Source organism: Limnoraphis robusta BA-68 BA1 (genome assembly GCF_034932365.1).
Taxonomy (GTDB): Bacteria; Cyanobacteriota; Cyanobacteriia; order Cyanobacteriales; family Microcoleaceae; genus Capilliphycus; species Capilliphycus robustus.
On record NZ_JAYGHR010000006.1, the window covers coordinates 97,125 to 119,452 of the forward strand.

The window sequence follows — 22,328 nt, forward strand, 5'->3', positions numbered from 1 at the left end:
GGGTGAACCCGCCCCTACGGTTGCTGTTTTTGGGAATTTTCAGGTTAAATAATTCCTTCTAAAAATTCAGGTTTTAAGTCTCGTTCCATCAACGCTTCTACGGCTTCTTGGGGGGTAATTTTATTGTTTAATAGCTGATAAACTTGCCAAGAAATCGGAACAGTCATCTGTTCTCTGCGGGCAATTTCAATTAATACATTGGTTGTATTAACGCCTTCGGCGGTACTTCCCAACTCTGATAAAACTTGTTGTAAATTTTTACCTTGGGCGAGTCCATAACCGACGCGATAATTGCGGCTTAAAGGACTATTACAGGTTGCTAACATATCCCCTAAACCTGACAACCCAAAGAAGGTTTCTGCTTGTCCACCCAGATGCGTTCCGATTTTAATAATTTCGGTTAAAGCACGGGTTAATAATCCTGATTTGGCATTCGTTCCTAAGTGTAAACCATCGCAAACTCCGGCTGCAATGGCAATCACATTTTTTAACGTTCCGCCTAATTCTGTGCCTAGTGGATCGGGACTCGTATAGACACGAAAACGCTTAGAAGAAAGTAGCTGCTGTACTATTTTTGCTGCATTCATATCTTGACAAGCAACAACCGTCGTCGCAGGTAATCCTTGTTCAATTTCTTTGGATAAATTAGGCCCAGATAGCACAACAATCGGATGATCAGAACAACAATTTGACCAAATTTTTGAAGGGGTATAAGTTGTCTCGGTATCCAGTCCTTTTGTTGCGGTAACAATGGGAATATTATCTTTTAATTTTGTCTCTTTAATTTGAGTGGCAATGGGGCAAACTCCAGGCATAGAAACCGCAGAAAGCACTAAATCTGCATCGGCGATAATTTCCTCTAAAGAACTGTGGTTACTCCGTGACCAAACCTGCACTTGATGACCATTATAACGCGCTAAACCTGCCAACGCTGAACCCCAAGCCCCCGAACCTAAAATAGCAATTTTTTGTGGAGAATTAGCCGTTGAATCGAGATTTTTTTGAGGATTTGGGTTGAGGTTAGATTGCATCATAAATTCACCAATAGAAAAAGGGGGTTGGGTATTGGGTTAAATCTAAAATATACCTTATATATACAGAACTGGCATCAAACCCAATGCTATTAAGGAGATGCAATCAGACGCGATCGCCCTGACCTCAGCCCCTCCCAAACAGGGCAGTACAGTATTTAATTGAATTTAAGCGACACAATGACCTATCAACCGATTCAAAATTACGGCATTATTGGCAATATGTACACTACCGCCTTGGTGGGACGCAATGGATCAATAGACTGGTTTTGTTTTCCCCATCACGACTCGCCGAGTGTATTCGCATCAATTCTTGATGAAAATAAAGGCGGATATTTCAAAATTGCCCCGGCTATTCCTGATGTTACCTACAAACAACTTTACTGGCCGGAAAGTAATATTTTGATTACCCGTTTCTTAACCTCTGATGGTGTGGGCGAAATTGTTGATTTTATGCCTGTCGGTTTAGGAGAAAATGAAATCGGCTATCATTCCCTCATCCGAGAAGTGCGAGTAGTTCGGGGGAGTATGACCTTTTTAGCAGAATGTGAACCTGCTTTCAACTACTGTCGGGATGAACACGAAATTGATATCACCCCCAAAGGTGCCTGTTTCTACTCCTCAACCCTCAGTTTAGGACTCGCCACCGATATTCCCCTCGAACCCCAAAATAAAGGCGTCTGCGCTAAATTTACCCTAGAAGCGGGGCAAATAGCGGTGTTTGTCTTGCAAGGTACCGAATCGGGGGCGGGTTGCGGTTTACCCATCAAACCTTCCCAAGCCACAGAATTATTTAAACATACTGTCAATTATTGGCGCAATTGGCTGTCTAAATGTACCTATCGGGGACGTTGGCGGGAAATGGTGGAACGTTCGGCGTTAGTGTTAAAATTACTGACGTTTGAACCCACTGGGGCGATTATTGCGGCGCCGACTTGTAGTTTACCCGAAGGAATTGGCGGTGAACGAAATTGGGATTATCGTTATACTTGGATACGCGATGCTGCTTTTACCTTGTATGGTTTGATGCGAATTGGCTTTACTGAAGAAGCCGAAAAATTCATGGAATGGATCGAAAATCGTTGTGAAGAACTCAATCCTGATGGTACGCTACAAATTGTTTATGGGATTGATGGTCGTCATGTTTTAACAGAAGAAACTCTCGATCATTTAGAAGGATATCGTCAATCCCGTCCGGTTCGCATTGGCAATGAAGCTTACCAACAACTTCAATTAGATATTTATGGCGAGTTGATGGATTCGGTTTATTTGTACAATAAATATGGCACTCCGATTTCCTATGAACTCTGGACTCAACTGCGAAAACTGATTAATTGGGTTTGCAATCATTGGCAAATGAAAGACCAAGGAATTTGGGAAATGCGAGGAGATGAACAGGCGTTTGTTTATTCTCGGTTAATGTGTTGGGTTGCATTAGATCGGGCGATACGACTGGCTGATAAACGTTCTTTTCCGGCTGAACGTCAACATTGGTTAGAAATTCGGGATAAAATCTATGAAGAAATCATGGAAAAAGGCTGGAATAAAGAACGACAAGCTTTTATGCAATATTATGGCAGTGATACCCTTGATGCGGCTAATTTAATGATGCCTTTAGTATTTTTCCTCTCTCCCACTGATCCGCGAATGTTAAAGACTTTAGATGCTATGAATAAACCGCCGGATCAGGGTGGATTAGTTTCTGATAATCTCGTTTATCGCTACAATGTTGATGAAACCCACGATGGTTTAGAAGGGGAAGAAGGCACGTTTAATATTTGTACCTTTTGGTTAGTTGAAGCCTTAACTCGTGCGGGACATCTCGACAAAAAACGTCTAGAATCAGCCCGTTTAATGTTTGAAGGAATGCTGGGTTATGCTAACCATTTAGGACTCTATGCTGAAGAAACCGGCGCCACAGGAGAAGCATTAGGAAATTTCCCCCAAGCCTTTACTCATTTAGCGTTAATTAGTGCGGCTTGGAACCTGAATAAAGCCCTCGGAGAACAAGAATAATTGTAGGTTGGGTTGAACCCCAGTGAAACCCAACAAATTTTTAGCAATGTTGGGTTTCGTTCCTCAGCCCAACCTACGAGTCTTTACAAAACCCCCCCTTATGTAAAGTTGGATCGGTTGGTTGGGGGTGAAAGTTTAAAGATTCCGTAAAAATACGGTTGGGGTCTTGCCATAACGGAGTTAATCCAATTAGTATGTGTTCATAAATTTCGTCAATTAGACCTCCCAATTTCAATAACCAGTTACACGGGAAAGCCTAGCAGTTCATCAAGATTTAAGTTACGAATAGGGTTGGTGTTTGGGTGAAATCACAAGATGTTGACCCACCTCAATAGATTTTCAAAATAAAGTCTAGCCCGATAATTGTGTTCATTGAAATCGGGAAATTATCAGTTAACCTTATGCTTTCAGGTTAACGGGGAGAGATTTAAACGAGTTTCCAGGGGATTAACTATCTCTGTTTGAACTTGCTTTTCTACCAGCAATCTAGTTATCCACTTCTACCTAACTATCTAACCATGACTCTGAAAAATATCTTCACTCAAGTTACATCTACCGTAGCTACTGCTGTTGTGTTGTCTGCTGCGATCGCCTTTGAAGCACCCAAAGCAGAAGCTGCTATTTTTCAATGGGAATTCTCTAACGTTGTTGGTGGCATAGATGGAACCGTTTCAGGAATACTAGAAGTACCTGAAGGAGACAATGTTTCAGCAACGTCTGTTATCCTGACTTCTACAACAAATCCGTTATTTGACTCTTTAGTTGGATTTGATTTTACTACACTTACTAACTTCTCTAATCAATTTAAAGTTGAAGGGAAAAAGATCACCGCATCACTTTTTGGAACTGATTTTTTCAGTAATACAACTAATCTGAGTCTAGAATTTAATTCCGGGGAATTCGGAGATTTAAATAGTCAAAATATAGCTTTACTGACAATCGCTGGAAATCCCTTTGATGTTTGTACTGAAGATTGTTTACAAACCGCCGAACTGTTTGGAGACAATACAGGACAAACTCAGTTTGCTCCCACTTTCACAGCCGTACCTGAAGCGTCACCTGCTACGGGATTATTAGTGACATTCGGATTAGTTGGAGTCTATCAGCTTCGCAAAACAATTCGTCGGTTTCATTAATAGCTACTTGTCCTCTTAAATAGAGTATTAGATTAGGATGGGCTAAATAGTATTGGTGGGATGGGTAATAGCCATCCTACTTTTATTTTAGATTGTGCCTATTGACTTTAAATAACCCTCCTCTATGTCAAGAAACTCCCGAAATAATTTACACAACTTTTCAAAATAAACTTGCTTTTTTATGATAGACTTTATAGAGTTCTCTTAAGACTAAAGATAACTTTTAACACTGTTGTAACTCACAGATCAAGTATTCTATTCTACATCTGTAGAACTCTTGAGATTCATAAATTTCTGAAATTTTTCTGAAATTTAGGGCGAATTTACTCTAGGTTTAAAGCATGAAAAACATCTTCACTAAAATTGCTGCTACCGCAGTAACAACGGTTGCCTTTTCCAGTATTATTGCTGTTGACGCTTTTGCAGCTACAATAAAACCGACTCCCCTGATTTTTGATGACGATGGTAGCCAAGATGGATTAGCAGCTCTTTCATATATACTAGCTAATCCTAAATTTGATCTCAAAGCAATTACAATGTCTCATGGGGTTGCTCGGCCTGAAAGTGAAGATTTTCAAATGGGTCTAAAGCGAATGCTCGGTTTCCTTGATGCAACCGATATTCCAGTTGGTATTGGTTCGGCTGTACCACTTACAGGTGATAACGCTTTTCCTGACTTTATTCGCAATGATGCCGAAAAATTTTACGCTCCTTTTGTTACTTTACCTGAAGAAGTACCCGATATTGAATTTGGTACTGCGGCAGAATTACTGGTCGAAACCATTAACAACTCTCCTGAACCTGTAGCAATTCTTTCTACAGGTTCAATGACCAATATGGCGGAAGCTCTCCGAATCGATCCAGGTATTATTGATAATATTTCTGTCCTTCAGATTATGGGCGGAGCCTTATTTGTCCCAGGAAATTTAGGAGTTATTCCTGAGCCTCCCTTCTCTACAAATGAAGTAGCGGAGTTTAATATTTGGCTTGATCCTGTAGCTTCTCAGGAAGTGTTTCAAGCGGGAGAAAATGGCTTAAATATTCAACTCACTCCTCTAGATGCAACGAATAAAATTGAGTTTACTCGTGAGGACTATGAAGCCTGGTTAGCAACAGGTACACCAGAAAGCATTTTAGCAGCAGAGTTCTTAGATTTTTCTCTGGTCGTTGTTGGGGGTGATGTTAATCCTAACCCTCTCTGGGATATGGTTGCTGCGATTAACTTGAGCGAGTTGGAGTTCTCGCCTGAAACCGGATTACACATTGAAATTGACACTGAATCTGCTCCTGGAGAAACTCAAGGACAGACACAAGTCATTCCGGGTTTACCTCCGAATACTCTTGTTTCTCTCGATCCGAGTTTCGATAATTTGTCTTTTAATGCAGGTAATTTATTTGCATACCTCGAAGAAAGTAAGTCTGTACCTGAACCGACAACAGCAGCAGGTTTACTGATATTTGGTGCGTTAGGGGCTGTATTAACTCGTCAGAAAAAACAAACTAAATAGAGTATTAGATTAGGATGGGCTAAATAGTATTGGTGGGATGGGTAATGGCCATCCTACTTTTATTTGAGATTGTGCCTATTGACTTTAAATAACCCTCCTCTATGTCAAGAAACTCCCGAAATAATTTACACAAATTTTTAAAATAAACTTGCTTTTTTATGATATACTTTATAGAGTTATCTTAAGACTAAAGATAACTTTTAACAGTGTTGTAACTCACAACTCAAGTATTCTATCATACATCTGTAGAACTCTTGAGATTCATAAATTTCTGAAATTTTTCTGAAATTTAGGGCGAATTTACTCTAGGTTTAAAGCATGAAAAACATCTTCACTAAAATTGCTGCTACCGCAGTAACAACGGTTGCCTTTTCCAGTATTATTGCTGTTGACGCTTTTGCAGCTACAATAAAACCGACTCCCCTGATTTTTGATGACGATGGTAGCCAAGATGGGATGACCGCCTTAGCTTATATGTTAGCGAATCCTAAATTTGACATTGAAGCCATTACGATCGCTCAAGGGATTGCTCGTCCTGAAGTTTTTGTGAATAATGTTGAGCGAATGTTGGGACGCTTAGATATAACAGGAATTCCTTTAGGAATTGGTAGACCTGATCCGGTAGCTGGAAATAACGCTTTTCCCGACTTTGTTCGGGATGGTTCTGATAGTTTTTGGCCGCCATTTGTAACGCTACCAGATACCGCTCCTCCTGTTGAAAAAAGATCGGCGGCTGAACTGATTGTAGAAACTGTTAAAAACTCTCCTGAACCTGTTGCCATTTTAGCCACTGGCCCTTTAACAAATATTGCCGAAGCCCTACGACTTGATCCCACTATTATCGATAATATTTCAGTCGTACAAATCATGGGCGGAGCAGTATATGTTCCCGGAAATTTGACCACATTTCCTGACCCACCTTTCTCTACAAACTTGACTGCTGAGTTTAATATCTGGATTGATCCGCTAGCTGCTCAAGAAGTATTTAGTGCGGCTGAAAAGGGATTAAAAATTCAGTTAACGCCCCTAGATGCAACCAATAAAGTAGAATTTAGTCGCGAAGATTACTCAGCCTGGATCGCTACAGGAACACCAGAAAGTTTAATCGCGGCTGAGTTTTTAGACTTTGCGCTTACTGTTATTCAAAGTGATGATGATCCGAACCCCGTTTGGGATTTAATTGCTGCAATTGATCTGAGTGAAGCTAACTTTTCACCCAAAACTCTGATCCCGTTAAATGTTGATACAGAATCCGATCCAGGCGCAAATCAAGGACAAACATTTGTTGATCCGAACGGATTTCCCATTTTTGTTTCTCTCGATCCAAGTTTTGATAATCTGCCTTTTAATGCAAGTAACCTTTTTGCATACCTTGAAGAAAGCAAGTCTGTACCTGAACCGACAACAGCAGCAGGTTTACTGATATTTGGTGCGTTAGGGGCTGTATTAACTCGTCAGAAAAAACAAACTAAATAGAGTATTAGATTAGGATGGGTCATTCTCATCCTACTAATATTTCAAGAAAAATTGTTGGGAATTAAATTGTAAAATTCTGTAAATTTTTTGCCTTTCCTAGAGAAATTTACCCTATCCTAATGGTAAATTAATCACCTTTCTCTAGGGAGAAATTTATGTTCTCAAAACTTTCTGTTAACCTGCTATTAACCTCAGCGTTTGCTTTGGCGGGAACGGCGGCGAATGCGTTAACACTCAACGGTTCAGAGGGGAGTTGGAGTCATCCCATCGGTGGAAGTTTTATTGAATATCAAACGATAGGCGAAGAAAACCAAATTCGTTGGGGTGATCCAGTTATTCCCGGTGCAAAAAGTGGACTCGGGTTTACCGGAGTTGATGGGACAGATTTGGAACTCGAAAACGTTTTTCAAATTGGAATGTTGCGTCATTTCAATAACGTTATTTACGGAAATACAGCCGCCTCTGCGGTTAATCTCGCCCTCAGTTTAGACTTTGCGGAATTTGGGCTAAAAACCTTTGATTTTAACTTAGAAATTGACGAAACTCCGAACACAGAAGGAACCTGTATTTATCCCAGTATTACCGCTTGTTCTGACAAAATTTCCTTTCCCATTACTTTTTCACCTGAAAGCTTTGAAATCGATGGAGTCAGCTACACTTTATCCTTAGTTGGCTTTAGCTATGGTTCGGATCAATCCCTTCTCAGTGATTTTATTTCCGAAGAATACACCACCTCAGAAGCCTTATTATTTGGGAAAATAACTGCGGTTGAAAACCTGACTGCCATCTCTACACAGCCGGAAACACAAGTTCCCGAACCGCAAACAATCGGAGGTTTTTTGGCTTTGGGCTTAATCTTAACTAATCGGTTTTTAAAACGAGATTCGTTAAAATAGTATTCATTTTGTTCCCACATTCAATGTACTCTTTTTGTGGAATAGATTCGCCCATAATTCCCGCTCCTGCGTTCAAATGAATGCTATTTCCATATTGATAAGCTGAACGAATCGGAATCGCAAAATCAGCTTTCCCTTCACAGTTAAACCAACCAATAGCGCCCGCATAAATCCCTCTGGGTGTATCTTCTAAACGATCAATCCAAGCAATCGCCTGACTTTTTTCAATTCCCGAAACCGTAATCGCCGGAAACAACGCTTTTAACGCATCCCAAGGTGTTTTATCTGCTTGAAGTTGTCCGACAACATGAGAGGATAAATGTTGAACATAGGGATACTGTTTCACCTGCATAAAATCTAATATTTTAACCGTATTTTGAACACAAATTTCAGCCATTTCTTGTTGAACCAATAAAATTGAAAGTGCGTGTTCTTTCACTTCTTTCGCATCGCTAAATAATTCTCGCTGAAGTCGCAAATCTTCTTCTATATTCTCCCCTCTAGGTCGAGTTCCCGCTAAAGGATTCGTCACCGTCCAATTATTAGCATGAATCTCCATTAAAATTTCTGGACTGAAGCCAACACCTTGCACTTCTCCAAACTGAAAACAATAGGAACGTGCTGAATGATTTCCTTGATAACCCAGCGCATAAGTTCCTAAAATATCCAATTCTCCTGGAAACTTGATCGAACGACAAATAATCGCTTTTTGCAGTTCTCCCGCTTGAATGGCGTCAATTAACTGCTGAACTTTTTCGATGTACTGTTGTTTTTCAGTCAAATATAATTCCGGTAAGGAAGTCGAAGAATAGTTGTGAAAAGCGCTCGTTTCGATTTCACAAAGGCTTTGCAATTTAGACAAATGCTTTAAACTCTTAATATAAACCCCTTCTGCGGTAATGCGGAGTTCAGTTTCAGGGACAAAAAAATAAAGTAGGGGTTGATCAATCGCTTTGGTATAGGGATAATAAAAACGAGCCATATCAAAGCTAACATAACCATATGCTGTCCAATTCTCAATCGCTAATTTGGAAAACGCTGACTCGACTTGTTTAAACGGATCTCGGATCGCTTGAAATTCCTGTTGATCTAAACCATTGATCGAAATCGCCTCCAGACTGACTGATACAGTTGCTAAAGCGTTAGCCGCGATGCGAACCTCCTGTTGCTGGTGGTACATCATATAATCAAAAAATAGCCCAGATTCTAGCAGATTTTGCAACAAAATCAGGGAGTCTCTTTGACCGGGGATAAATCGTTCTTGATAAGTCAGCATTTAGTATAGATTAAGGTACACCAACACGGTTAATGGTGTTTGGGGTGAAAGTTTCAATTTTTTTAATGTACCATTTCAATTCCGATTAAAAACTTTTGCAGATTTCAATCTGTTAAGCGATTTTTTATCCAGAGAACAGCTTTCGGCTTGGGTTGATTGTTACTGATTGATCCTTGGCAACTCCGATGAAGCGACGATTGAGGACGTTGCCAGCCAACAGTAAACAAGATCACGAGTAAGTAAAGATATCATTGTTGTCAACTTCTGTCAAGCTAACCTGTTGAGCAACTTGATCTGAACTGAATAAGATCGTACTCACCGAAATAATACACTCAATGAGATTATACGGTTGCATTAAACAAACAACAGATGAGCAGTAAACCATCATCGGTAGCCGGGAAAATTCTGTTGGTCTTGGCTTTGGGGAGTCAACCTGCATTTAGTCTACCCCCATCCGACTCACCGGATCAAACCCTGCAACAAAGCCGACAACTCTATGAAGCGGGAAACTTCACCGCAGCATCTGAACTCCTCCAACAAGCGGTTTCCGACTTCGCCGCCACTGGAGATCACCTCAACCAAGCGATCGCATTGAGTAACCTAGCCTTAGTATGGCAGGAGTTGGGACAGTGGGAACAAGCAACAACTGCCATTAATAGCAGTATCACCCTCCTAAAACCCCTTTCAGAACCCCGTATTTTCGCCTCTGTCCTCAATATTCAAGGTCAGCTATACCTGAGTCAAGGACAGCCTGAACAAGCCTTAGAGACGTGGAAACAAGCCGCTAAACTGTTTGATCAACTCAAAGATCTCAACGGACTTCTCACCACTGAGATTAATCAAGCCACCGCCTTACAAGCTTTGGGGCTGTATCGCCAAGCCTTGAGAACTTTACAGGCAATTGAGGAAAAATTGCGATCGCAACCCAATTCCTTACTCAAAGCCACCGGACTGCGAAGTTTAGGGGACACTTTACGAGTTGTGGGCAATCTTAACCAATCTCAAGCCATTTTACGGGAAAGTTTAGAAATTGCTCAACAGTTAAACGCCAGTCAAACCCAAGCCGAAATTTTACTCAGTTTGGGAAATACCCACCGCGCCCAACAACAGCCGGAAATTGCGATCAACGCCTACCAAGATGCTGCGATCGCCGCGACTTCATCCCTAACTCAAATTCAAGCCCAACTCAATCACCTGCGTCTGTTAGCCGAAGCACAAAGTCAGTTACAATTTCAGGCGTTATGGCCACAAATACGAGTCCAACTCTCTGATCAACCGAAGAGTCGGATGACAGTTTATCTGCGGGTGAATTTAGCCGAAAGCTTGCTACAATTCCCTTCCGAAGCCGAACACATATTAGTCGCCGTTGAATTGTTGACTGAAGCCATTGCGATCGCCAGACAACTGCAAGATACCCGCGCCGAAGCCTACAGTTTAGGTAGTTTAGCAGCAGTTTACGAACAAACACAACAATGGTCAATCGCCCAACGTCTGAGTGAACAAGCCTTACTGTTAGCCCAAGCGATCAATGCACCCGATATTAGTTATCGTTGGCAATGGCAACTGGGTAGACTGTTAAAAGCACAAGGAAAAACAGAAGCGGCGATCGCAGCATATACCCAAGCCGTCGAAACGTTAGAATCATTGCGAACCGATTTAGTCGCCGTTGATCCTGATGTACAGTTTTCATTTCGAGAGACTGTTGAACCCGTTTATCGGCAGTTAGTTAGTTTAATTTTACAACCGCCTGCGGTGGGTGAAGTTCCCAGTCAGAAAAATCTCAGAAAAGCCCGAGAGTTAATTGAGTCCTTACAACTAGCAGAATTAGATAACTTCTTTCGAGAAGCTTGTCTGGATGCGAATCTTCAACCCCAGTTGATCGATCAAGTTGATCCTCATGCTGCCGTGATTTATCCGATTATTTTGGCAGATCGTTTAGAGGTGATTTTGTCTTTACCCGGTCAACCTCTGCGTTCCTATTCTACACCAATAGACGCCCAAAAAGTGGATGTGACAGTCGGACAACTGCGACAGTTGTATGTTCCGATATTTTCCTCTCAAAAACGTTTAGCTTTATCTCAGCAAGTGTATGATTGGTTAGTTCGTCCGGCGGAAGCCGATCTCAACAGCAGTCAAATTGAAACGTTGGTGTTTGTGTTGGATGGTTCCCTGCGAAATCTGCCGATGGCTGCACTTCACAACGGACAACAATATTTGATTGAAAAGTATAATCTTGCGCTCACTCCAAGTTTACAATTGTTGACACCCCAACCGCTTGCGGAAAAATCCCTAAAGACGTTAATTGTGGGGTTAAGTGAAGCCCGTCAAGGGTTTGTCGCCTTACCTGCGGTTGAGTATGAACTTGAACAAATTCAAGCCCTAGTTCCGACAGAAGTGTTACTGAATCAACAGTTTACCCGTCAGGAGTTAGTCGAAAAACTGCGTCAAACGTCTTTTTCAATTGTTCATTTAGCCACTCATGGTCAGTTTAGTTCCCAAGCTGATCAAACATTTTTGTTAACTTGGGATGGTCGAATTAATGTTAAAGAATTTGATCAATTATTACGAAGTTCCCAAAATGATCTTGAACCGATTGAATTATTGGTTTTAAGTGCTTGTCAAACAGCGACAGGAGATCAAAGGGCGGCGTTAGGGTTAGCAGGTGTAGCGGTACGATCAGGGGCGCGGAGTACCTTAGCAACCTTATGGCAGGTTAATGATGTTTCTACAGCCCTCCTAATGACAGAATTTTACCGCGAATTGACTCTATCGGGAGTGAGTAAAGCGGAGGCACTGCGTTTAGCTCAGTTAAAATTATTACAAACAAGCCAATATCAAGATCCCTATTATTGGGCGGCTTTTGTGCTTGTTGGGAACTGGCTCTAATCCGGTTGACCATTCCCTAATACGTCTAATTTTTATTAGTAGAGGTACCAACTTATACTTAAGAAAAGCTTAAACATTTTCACCCTAAGCCAGAGCTAGAATTGTTATCTTAGATCAAGAGATCTAAAAAAATAGCTCCCCTTATTAGAGCTACAGTTCACCCGTTTAATCAAACCCCTCAATTCTTAGAGGACATCATAAACTGGGGCATCTGGCGATCGCAATTATAACTTTCACCATGAGGATTCACCCCATATGCAAAGAAAACTTTTTTCTCAACAGTTCATAAGCGTTTTAGTGACCGTTTCCGTTGGACTGGCACTCAATCCGAGTCTACCCGCCCAAGCCGAAAAACGACCCTCACAGCAAAGAACGAGAACCAGTGTAGCGTTTCAACCGCCTGCCGGACAAGGAATGCCACAACGAACTGCGGGAGGGGCTTCTCGCACAGGCTTCAATTGTCCTGTGTTAAGCGAAGATCAAACCGAACTCACCGCCCTCGTCCCGGCGTTTAGTCAACCCAATAATATCAGTTCCGATTTAACTGGATTAACCACCGAAGCCAGCCCAACATTTTACTTCTTTGTACCTGCAATGGCAGCCCAAGAAGCAGTATTTAGTCTCAAAGATCAAAAAGGTCAGGACGTCTATCAAACGAGTATACCGCTTTCTGGCAAAACAGGCATTGTGAGTGTTAAACTGCCCTCAGATGCGCCATCACTCAAAATCGGTCAATCCTACCGTTGGTCTTTTGGGATTATTTGCCAAACTCAGTCCCCTCAAAATCAGCCCGAAGTTGTTTTCGTCACCGGGGAAATTCGCCGAGTCAAAGCTGATAGTGCTTTAGCGCGTCAACTTCAGCAATTGACTCCCCTAGAAAAGGCTGCTCTTTATGCTCAAAATGGCATTTGGTTCGAGAGCATAGAAATCTTAGCAAATTTGCGACAAACCCAGCCGGAGAACTCAATGCTCACCAGTAAATGGCAAGAACTTTTACAATCAGTGGGATTAGAAGAAATTGCCAATCAGCCCTTCATCGATTAAACAAATTTTGTAGGGGTTGGTCTAGTAGAATGAAGTGTGATCACTCTAGAAATGTTTCTTCAAAACCTGCTCCTACTCACAAACCAATCGGTGTTATGGAGTTTGAAGTTCACAACCGAAAAAAAAAAGCTTTTTTAGGCTTAAGAACTTCCAACTCTCGCCCTGGGAAACCGTTCTTTAAGTCAATTCGCCGTGCGTTAATTGTGCCTGCGGTGGCGATCCTGGTGATTGGACTACGTTCAACCGGAGTATTACAACTGTTAGAATGGGCGACATTTGATCAAATGATCAGTCTGCGCCCTCTTGAGCCAATCGATCAACGGATTGTCGTTGTTACCATTGATGAACCCGATCTTCAACAAATTGGAAAATGGCCGATTCCTGATAGTCTTCTGGCTGAACTCATCGAAAAAATCAAGCAACAACAACCCCTCGCTATTGGTTTAGATCTCTACCGGAATTTACCTGTCCCCCCCGGACATGAACACCTCCTAGAAACCTATCGAACAACACCCAATCTCATCGGAGTTGAAAAAGTCGTCAGTGATGCAAACGGTTCTACAGTTGCTCCCCCTGAGTTATTAAAAGAACAAAATCAAGTGGGTGCGGCGGACTTGCTTTTGGATGGAGATGGGAAAGTTCGACGAGCGCTACTCACGATACAACCCTCAGAGAATCAAACGGTTGTTAACCTGGGCTTACAACTGGCACTGATGTATTTAGAAGCCCAAGGCGTTATACCCGAAATCACCGATAATGGAGAAGTCAAACTCGGACAAGCCGTGTTTACCCGTTTTACCCGTAACGACGGCGGTTATGTGCTAGCCGATGACGGCGGCTATCAAATTCTATTGAACTATCGCGGTTTACTTGACAACTTTCCCACCGTTTCAATTTCAGACATTTTAGCCGATCGCGTGTCACCAGATTTGATGCGTGATCACATTGTTTTAATTGGGGCGACGGCTCAAAGTCTCAACGATCTATTTTTTACCCCTTACAGTAGCAGTTTATTGGGAATTAGCGATCGCACACCAGGGGTGATTATTCATGCGAATATCGCCAGTCAAATTCTCAGTAGCGCCCTCGATGGACGAGTCTTATTTAACGTCTGGTCAGAAAAAACCGAGTGGCTGTGGATTTTAGTTTGGTCTGCGGTGGGAATGACCATCGGATTAAGTTATCGTCCGCTACAGGGAACCGTTGTGATTATGCTTACCGGAGTGAGTTTAACGGTTATTTGTTATTTGGCGTTTCTGCGGGGCTGGTGGATACCGATGATTCCGCCATTGTTAGCTTTGGTCGGTTCAGGAATAGCGATTACAGGTTATATTGCCAATCAGGAACGTCAAGAACGACAAACTTTGATGAATTTGTTTGGCCGTCATGTCACCCCGAAAATAGCGGATGAGATTTGGCGAAGTCGCGATGAACTGCTCACTCAAGGTCAGTTGATCGGACAAAAGATGACGGCGACAATTCTATTTGCTGATATTCGAGATTTTAGCGCGATCGCCGAATCAATGGAACCGGATCGCCTGATGTTTTGGCTTAATGAATATATGAATACAATGGCGGATACGGTTCTCAGCCATGACGGAATTATTGATAAGTTTATTGGCGATGCCATTATGGCAGGTTTTGGCGTACCTTTACCCCGAACTCACGAGTCAGAAATCGCCCAAGATGCTATTTTAGCGGTTTCCTGTGCGCTGGAGATGGCGGAAAAATTGCGAGATCTTAATCAAAGGTGGAGACAAAGTGGACAGCCGACGGTTTCGATGCGAATTGGCATTGCGACGGGGGTTGTGGTAACAGGTAGTTTGGGAAGTTCTCAACGGATGGACTATACGACTTTGGGCGATACGGTGAATATTGCAGCCCGTTTGGAGAGTTATGATAAATCTTTTGGTCAGGGGTTGTGTCGGATTTTAATTAGTGACAACACTTACCAATATATTCAGGATCTATTTCCTACAGATTTGGTGGGTCATGTTCAGTTAAAAGGGCGACAAAAGGCGGTGGATGTTTATCAGGTGCTGGGTATTAAATAATCTATAGCAGAGAAAGAGTTGATTAGGACACTGTTTTTCTGTCAAATCCTTTTATGATAAAGGTTTCAATTCTGTCTCCTGTCTCGGTGTCTCCTGACTTCTGCTATAGTCTGACTCCCGTCGCTTGGGTTAAGCCTCAACGCCTTTAACCCCAATACCCCACCCCTCAATTTCCCACAAACTGCATAAGCTTCGTGATGTGAGACATATGTCAAAGTAGATAACCCAATTGATGAATTGTCTCTAAGCCATGCAACCGCAAGCCACCGTAATTGAAAAATTGATCCTCAGTGCGTTGACTGCTTTTGTGACAGTCGCTTCCGCCACTGTGGAAATACAACCGAAGGTTGAGAATGCGCTTTTGAACCTGACTCCCCTGATCTTAGCGGCTCAGTGAACCGTTTGAGACTCTCAAATTTTACCCTTGTATCTTCTAAGTTGCTGACTTCTCTATAATGACCATGAAATCTACCTCCTCCCTACAATCTCGGTTAAAAGTTCTGCATCAAACAGGTGTTCAACAATTGAGTCAAGAACAACTGGTTTCAGCTCTTAATACGTTTCAACAGATGTTAGCAATTGCTCAAGAAACCGAAAGTTTAGAGTATCACGTTGAAGCCTTACATAAAATTGGAATTATTCACTATTCTCTAAAACATTATACTGGGTCTATCCACTGTCTCAAACAAATTATCAAACTAGCCCCTGCTGAGTCTAAGTCTGTGAGAGTGGCAAAGGCTTATAATGATATTGCTCGGGTTTACTGTGCAACTAAGCAATATTCAGAAGCTTTGCGATATTCGGCTCAAGCTCTCGAAATATTTATCAAAATCCCTAATATTAATGGCGTGGGGATGACCTTAAATTATTTAGGAGAAATCTATAATCATCTCGGTTTATTTGAAGAAGCCCTGCAATGTTGCCATAAAGCACTCGTTATTTTTCAAGATATTAATGATACCGTTCAAGAAGAAAACTTAAAAAATAGTATTTATGAAGCAGCAGCACTCTATAATATCGGATTGGCAGAATATCATCTCGGTAGACCGAGGCAAGCCTTAGCCTTTCTCAATCAAGCTCTCGAAATTCGTCAAAAACTATGTTCATCTTGTTCCGCAAAAAATCAAAATAAATTGCCAGAAAACCAGATAAAAATTTATTCGGAAACGGCTAAAACTTTAGGTCAAATTGGGATTGTTTATTTCAGTATGAAAAACTACAAAACTGCGATTGAGTTTTACCAGAAAGCCATCAAAATCTATCAACAAAATAACCAACAGGAAGAACTTGCCAAACTGATGAACTATATTGGATTGGCTTGCTACAAACAAAACCATATTTCTCAATCTCTGTGGTATCATCTTAAAGCTTGGGAACTCTTTGATAAAATTCAAGATCCCCAACAAAAAGACAACTATCTACCCCATATCCTGTCAGTCTATCAGCGATTCAACCTAGCGGATGACGGCGTAAAATTGTATCAACGTGTGCAGCAACTTTTCCACCTGATGGGAACAGAAGTTAGCTAAAATCATAGGTAACAGGGAACAGGGGACAGTGAACAGTAAACAGTGACCAGGGAACAGTTAGCAGTTAAAGACTTCCCCTATTGCCTGTTGCCTATTGCAAGATTGCCTCTTACAAGATTGACTTTTACAAGATTGCAAGATTGCCTTTCCCTGTTAAGTTTGTCGGTGAAAGATCCCCAATTTGTTAAGATGAATTCAACGGTTTCTACATTTCATTTAAAAGTTCAACAAGTCGAACAAGTTTGTCTGTTTGAGTTATCTTGGGGTCAAAGACAACATCTCAGCGTGAATATCCCCTATCCACAAATTCTCACCCGATTGTACCAAGACTGGCAACAAACCTACTTAAACTTCTACAAAAAACAAGCATTACGAGGACGAGTCGAGGGAAAAGGTCAACTCAGTGTGTCAGTGGATTGGCACGCTAAACTGGTAGAAGCCGAAGCCAAACTCTTGTCAGAATTTCATCGCTGGTTACGACACGAAGAACTGTATGAGATCAGAGCGACTATTGCTAAAGCGGCTTTAGATTACTCACGCTTAGAAGTCTTCCTGTGTATCTCTCCTTTAAATTTATCCCGCCTCCCTTGGGAAGCCTGGGAAATTGGCACAGAATTCGCAGCACCGGGAAAAATTCGCATTGTTCGTACCACTGCCAATATTCGATCTAAAAGCATTCAGCCCTCGCCTCGCAAACGTAAAGCCAGGGTTTTGGCAATTTTGGGAGATGATACCGGATTAGATTTTCGAGCCGATAAACAGGCCGTAGAATCCTTATCTTACATCGCTGATATTGAATTTGTCGGTTGGCAACCCGGACAAAGTTCAACGGAACTGAAGACTAAAATTGCTGAAGCGATCACCGATCATCGAGGTTGGGATGTATTATTTTTTGCAGGTCATAGCAACGAAACCACTTTAACAGGCGGAGAACTGGCGATCGCACCGAATATTTCTCTATCTCTGAGTGAGATCGAAAAACCATTAACTCTCGCCATGCAACGGGGACTCAAATTTGCCCTATTCAACTCCTGCATGGGTTTAAGTTTAGCCAATCGGTTAATTGATCTGGGGTTAAGTCAAGTGGCTATTATGCGCGAACCTGTTCATAATGATGTTGCTCAGGAATTTTTGCTGCAATTTCTCCGCAGTTTAGCCGAATATAATGATGCTCACGATGCGATGCTGGCGGCTTGTCAGTTTCTCAAGTTAGAAAAACAGTTAACCTATCCGAGCGCTTATTTAATTCCCTCTCTGTTTCGCCATCCCGACGCGCCTGTTTTTCGCCTAGAACCCTATGGCTGGAAACAAAAACTCAAACGCTGGTTGCCCACCAAAGCCGAAGCATTGGCTGTTGGGGTATTGTGTGGGTTAAGCTGGCAACTGCCTGTCCAAGGATTTTTACTCGATGGGCGGTTGTGGGTACAGTCGGTTTATCGTGACATTACCCTTCAGACTCCTCAGAATGCGCCGAAAGTGTTGATTGTTTCCATTGACGAAGAATCTATCAAACGCGCTAAAATTTCTATGCCTCGGCCAATGGATCGCCGCTATTTAGCTCAAATCATCGACAAACTAGCAGCATTAGAAACGCCCGTTGTGGGGATTGACTATCTGTTAGATCGCCATCAACCGGATAATGACCCGATTTTAGCGAATTCTGTTCGTCAAGCGGTTGAAAAACAAGGGACTTGGTTTATCTTTGCGACAAAAAGACGATCTACAGGCGGTTGGTTTGAAGTTTTACCCGAAATTGCCAGCCCTAACTGGAGTTTCAACGGGGATCTACGGGTGTTAGGCGATCCTCCCCAATATATGAGTCTTGTTCCTTTACCGGATCGTTCCGAACAGCGTTTATTGCCCTTATCTTATTTACTTGCTTTAGGATATTGGACTCATGCCGAACAAACTGAACAAACCCTCAAACCCCAACTCGACGCCTCTACACAATTGATCTCTCAATTGAGGGCTTACTTACTCGAAACGACGGGGAAAGACTATGTGAACCTCTTTTCTCGCAAAGCGGTATTACACCCCTTAACAAATTGGGCTTATTTATTGCGTCAATGGTGGTTACACCCAATTATTGATTTTTCGATTCCCCCAAAACAGGTTTATCAAACCCTTCCGGCTTGGAAACTCCTAGAGGAACCCACAGAAATTGATGATCTAATTCCTGTAGAACCTTATGTTGTTCTCATTGCGCCAGGAGGCTACGGTGAGGCGGGTGTGGATACTGAAGGTGAGGATAACTATCCTGTACCTACGGCGTTAGCTTATTGGCGATCGCAACAAAATCCTCCCGATTTACGGTCTATTTTTCCAGGCGGTGAAGCACACGCCTATATGGTACATCATTGGCTCAATCGGCGCTTGGTTACACCTATACCAGATTTATGGATGATTGGCATCGCTGTTTTGTTGGGGAAAGGGACTATTCTGGCTTTTGGGCAAATTTCCCCCAAGCAGTGGAAACGAATCATTTTGCTGATAGGCGCTACCGGAATTTATGGCGGAGTGAGTTTACAGGTTTATATTACGGGAGGCTTATTATTACCCTGGCTTTTACCAACAGTAACCTTTTGGACTTATCTTGTCGTTGCTTTCGTGGAGAGGAAATCCTATGGTTAAATTTTACGGAATATTATCGACATTTGCCCTGACTGCTGTTATCAGTGGTGAACCTTTTGTGAATGTGACTGAGCCTGTTTCTACTGTTCTTCCCTTGAGAGAGGAAAGCCTATTTTTATCTCAAAATAATTCACCTCCTCAGTCGGGAGATGGCGGATCTCGGTACGCAGATGTCACTTGGAGAGATGCTTTTTTTAATAATGAACCGCCTGAGTCCCAAGATGGCGGATCGCGAGGGCCTGCGCTTTGTCCCCTGACTCCTGTAGACGAAGGGACGGGTACTGAGGTTTTGAGCGATCGCCCTACGTTAATTTGGCAGGGACAATTAGCACGAGTTGAACTGTATGCTGACAATGGAGAGCAACCGATCTGGAGTCAAGATCTCTCTCAAGGCGATCAAAAAGTTCAGTATAGTGGAGAAGCTCTAAAACCCGGTCAAACCTACGATTTGATGATGTTTGAAACGGTTTCGGATACATTCCCTTTACCGTCAGTCCAGGTGACATTTACTGTCATAGATGGGGAAAAACGTCAACAAGTTAATCAGGATTTAGAACAACTCAACCGTGAACTTAGACAACAAAATGTTTCTGAAGAAGTCATGGCTCTAGCTCGGTTTAATTATTTAGCGAAAAATCAGTTATGGTCTGATGCTTTGACTGAAGCTTTCTCGGTTCAAAATCCTTCTTCGGACTTGCAGGAACTTCTGCAAAAAACGATTCCTCAAAAGTTTTGTAACTAATTCATCAGGTGGTATAATGCATGGGGGAAATGAGGAGATATTTTGATTAATTTCAAGCCTTGAAAGTGATCACGATTACTTTTTACGATTGACTCATTGACCTCAAAATTTTTAGTTCGTTTTAACTCACTCACATTGATAATATGGCAGAAATTTTAGGAACTTCGGGAAATGATGTTCTCGTCGGAACTGGGGAGAATGATTTTATTTTTGGCTTAGAGGGAGATGATCAGATTAATGCGGCTCTCGGAGATGATACTGTTGTTGGAAATCAAGGCAGAGATAATATTTCGGGGAATGAAGGAAATGATACCTTGTTTGGCGGTCAAAATAACGATTTTATTAATGATCAACAAGGCAATAATCAAATTTTTGGGAATTTAGGGAATGATCTTTTAGCCGCAGGAGCAGGAAATGATAGTCTTTTTGGGGGTCAAGACAATGATAACCTGTTTGGGGGGGCGGGAAATGATTTAATCTCCGGTGATAAAGGGGATGATTTATTAATTGGAGTAGAGATTACATCACCCATTCCCGGACAAGGAGAAGTTGATACTTTCAGTGGCGGAATTGGGGCTGATGTTTTTGTTGTCGGGGATGATATTTTATCTTATTATATTGGTGGGGGAAATGCAGATTATGCCTTGATTACTGACTTTTCACCCGCAGAAGATCGAATTAATGTTAACAGTAATAGTCAGATTCGATTTCTTGATTTTACCTTTGGAGATTTAGGGGCAGGAGTTGGGATTATTGCCAATGAAGATTTGATTGCTTTTCTACCGGGTGTGAATGCAGGAGAATTAGAAATTGGTAGAAATATTACTCCGGTTCTTTAAGAACTCTTGGGATTTATTGATTGAGTTGTGAACTGTAGAGACGTTGAATACAACGCCTCTATTTTTTCACTAGAGTTTCAACTCAAAATTTAACAATCAATCAATCCAAAAATTACAGAGATGATTAAAACAGAGGATCAATCGGATCTAAAGTTAATAAACGGCTAATTTCATCAGTTTGAAATCCGAGAGCCATTGGTCGTTGAACGTCTGGTAAGATCTGCACATCGTATAATTCTGTAATAATCCCTTCTAATCGTAACCAATTAATAATTTTACCCGTTTGCAAATCAATTACCATCAAACCACAACAAGGTTGAACATTATTTTTCTCTAAGTTATCATCTAATTCTAAGCCCGAGAAAGTTCCATTTCTAGGTTTTGATAATCCGACAATTGCCCAATTTTCCCAAAAGGCTAAACCCCGTAAATAACCGGGACAAAATGTAATCGGTTCAAATTTGCCTCGCTCTAAATCAATATAACCAAAATAACCCCGACCTGAATTCAACACCCACAATTTTTCTTGATAAAAACGCGGAGAATGAGGCATTGATAATCCCGTGAGAATGATTTCATTTGATTTAACATCAATCACACACCCTCCATTTTGCCTTTTCTCTCGCCAGCCATCAACAATATCCACCTGACTCACCGCCGTCACATAGCCCGGTTCTCCGTCTACCATTGCTAAACCATTGAGATGACAACAATCTTGATTGATAATTTTAGAAATAAAAGGCGGTTTCCAAAGCGGTGTACAGCTATTTTGTAGACTAACCGTTGCCAAACAATTGAATAACGTACTGACAAAAATGATGCGATTACTTTTATCTATCGCAATATCATGTATATCTAAATCTCCAGTTGTGTAGCCGATTCTCGGAATATAGAGTTGGTCATAACCGTTATAAAATTGTCCGGGTTTGAGAACATTATTGAATTGCCAGAGTTGATATTTTGAACTCATGTAGAGTCGTTCGGGTGTCGCATATAATCCCATCGCCCGGTCAAATAATCGCTCAAAACCTGAAATTCCCCCATTTTGATTCACACCAATGAGTAATAGTCGTGAGGTTTGATAAGTCGTAAAGGCTAAACTAATTTGCTTCTCTTGCAACCAGTCCGTGAAATGGGAAGAAGCGGTAATTTGGGGTGATGTTGATGGCGGTTGTGTAGAGTCAGTTTTGGATTCCATTATTAAAGGTATAGACTATTTTAATTTTAGCTAATATCATGTCCGGCTAATCAATCATCCCCGCCC

Annotated in this window: 16 protein-coding genes; 13 read left to right on the forward strand and 3 right to left on the reverse strand. The window is 41.7% G+C overall.

Annotation, left to right across the window (positions count from 1 at the left end; translation table 11 throughout):
• Positions 1-44 precede the first annotated feature (44 nt).
• A complete protein-coding gene (locus VB836_RS04930) occupies positions 45-1,034 on the reverse strand; it encodes an NAD(P)H-dependent glycerol-3-phosphate dehydrogenase (protein WP_407659566.1) in 990 nt (329 codons plus the stop codon).
• Between the two features lie 177 nt (positions 1,035-1,211).
• Here VB836_RS04930 and VB836_RS04935 point away from each other — a divergent pair, with 177 nt between their 5' ends.
• The 5 genes from VB836_RS04935 to VB836_RS04955 all read left to right on the forward strand — a co-directional run bounded on the left by VB836_RS04935 (position 1,212) and on the right by VB836_RS04955 (position 8,063).
• The gene (locus VB836_RS04935; RefSeq protein WP_323218276.1) at positions 1,212-3,047 is read left to right on the forward strand and encodes a glycoside hydrolase family 15 protein; all 1,836 of its coding nucleotides are present in this window, start codon (positions 1,212-1,214) and stop codon (positions 3,045-3,047) included.
• Positions 3,048-3,565: 518 nt separating this feature from the next.
• Complete coding sequence (locus VB836_RS04940) at positions 3,566-4,183, forward strand: hypothetical protein (protein ID WP_323218277.1); 618 nt, start codon at positions 3,566-3,568, stop codon at positions 4,181-4,183.
• A gap of 341 nt (positions 4,184-4,524) precedes the next feature.
• Positions 4,525-5,691 carry a nucleoside hydrolase gene (locus VB836_RS04945; RefSeq protein WP_049560958.1) on the forward strand — a complete coding sequence of 389 codons (1,167 nt, stop codon included), beginning with the start codon at positions 4,525-4,527 and terminating at the stop codon, positions 5,689-5,691.
• Positions 5,692-6,009: 318 nt separating this feature from the next.
• Positions 6,010-7,167 carry a nucleoside hydrolase gene (locus VB836_RS04950; RefSeq protein WP_323218278.1) on the forward strand — a complete coding sequence of 386 codons (1,158 nt, stop codon included), beginning with the start codon at positions 6,010-6,012 and terminating at the stop codon, positions 7,165-7,167.
• A 155-nt stretch (positions 7,168-7,322) separates the two neighbouring features.
• A complete protein-coding gene (locus tag VB836_RS04955; protein WP_323218279.1) occupies positions 7,323-8,063 on the forward strand; it encodes a THxN family PEP-CTERM protein in 741 nt (246 codons plus the stop codon).
• On the opposite strand, the gene VB836_RS04960 is transcribed toward VB836_RS04955, so the two are convergent.
• Positions 8,029-9,339 (reverse strand): anthranilate synthase component I family protein, encoded by a 1,311-nt coding sequence (locus VB836_RS04960; RefSeq protein ID WP_323218280.1) that lies wholly within the window; start codon positions 9,337-9,339, stop codon positions 8,029-8,031. The genes VB836_RS04955 and VB836_RS04960 overlap by 35 nt on opposite strands.
• Before the next feature lie 369 nt (positions 9,340-9,708).
• Here VB836_RS04960 and VB836_RS04965 point away from each other — a divergent pair, with 369 nt between their 5' ends.
• The 8 genes from VB836_RS04965 (at position 9,709) to VB836_RS05000 (ending at position 21,064) form a co-directional block, all read left to right on the forward strand.
• Positions 9,709-12,225 (forward strand): CHAT domain-containing protein, encoded by a 2,517-nt coding sequence (locus VB836_RS04965; protein WP_323218281.1) that lies wholly within the window; start codon positions 9,709-9,711, stop codon positions 12,223-12,225.
• A gap of 255 nt (positions 12,226-12,480) precedes the next feature.
• Positions 12,481-13,269, forward strand: coding sequence for a DUF928 domain-containing protein (locus tag VB836_RS04970; RefSeq protein WP_323218282.1), 789 nt, complete (start codon positions 12,481-12,483; stop codon positions 13,267-13,269).
• A gap of 95 nt (positions 13,270-13,364) precedes the next feature.
• Positions 13,365-15,323 (forward strand): CHASE2 domain-containing protein, encoded by a 1,959-nt coding sequence (locus VB836_RS04975; RefSeq protein ID WP_323218283.1) that lies wholly within the window; start codon positions 13,365-13,367, stop codon positions 15,321-15,323.
• A 250-nt stretch (positions 15,324-15,573) separates the two neighbouring features.
• Positions 15,574-15,720: a hypothetical protein gene (locus VB836_RS04980; RefSeq protein ID WP_323218284.1), complete on the forward strand. Its 147-nt coding sequence runs from the start codon at positions 15,574-15,576 to the stop codon at positions 15,718-15,720.
• 64 nt (positions 15,721-15,784) lie between these two features.
• Entirely contained in the window at positions 15,785-16,852 is a 1,068-nt protein-coding gene (locus VB836_RS04985; protein ID WP_323218285.1) for a tetratricopeptide repeat protein, read from the forward strand.
• 189 nt (positions 16,853-17,041) lie between these two features.
• Positions 17,042-19,483 (forward strand): CHASE2 domain-containing protein, encoded by a 2,442-nt coding sequence (locus VB836_RS04990; RefSeq protein ID WP_323218286.1) that lies wholly within the window; start codon positions 17,042-17,044, stop codon positions 19,481-19,483.
• A complete protein-coding gene (locus VB836_RS04995; RefSeq protein ID WP_323218287.1) occupies positions 19,476-20,225 on the forward strand; it encodes a hypothetical protein in 750 nt (249 codons plus the stop codon). Before VB836_RS04990 ends, VB836_RS04995 begins: the two co-directional genes overlap by 8 nt.
• Positions 20,226-20,368: 143 nt before the next feature.
• Entirely contained in the window at positions 20,369-21,064 is a 696-nt protein-coding gene (locus VB836_RS05000) for a calcium-binding protein (protein ID WP_323218288.1), read from the forward strand.
• A gap of 124 nt (positions 21,065-21,188) precedes the next feature.
• Here VB836_RS05000 and VB836_RS05005 read toward each other — a convergent pair whose 3' ends face one another.
• Complete coding sequence (locus VB836_RS05005) at positions 21,189-22,262, reverse strand: TIGR03032 family protein (RefSeq protein WP_323218289.1); 1,074 nt, start codon at positions 22,260-22,262, stop codon at positions 21,189-21,191.
• Positions 22,263-22,328 lie beyond the last annotated feature (66 nt).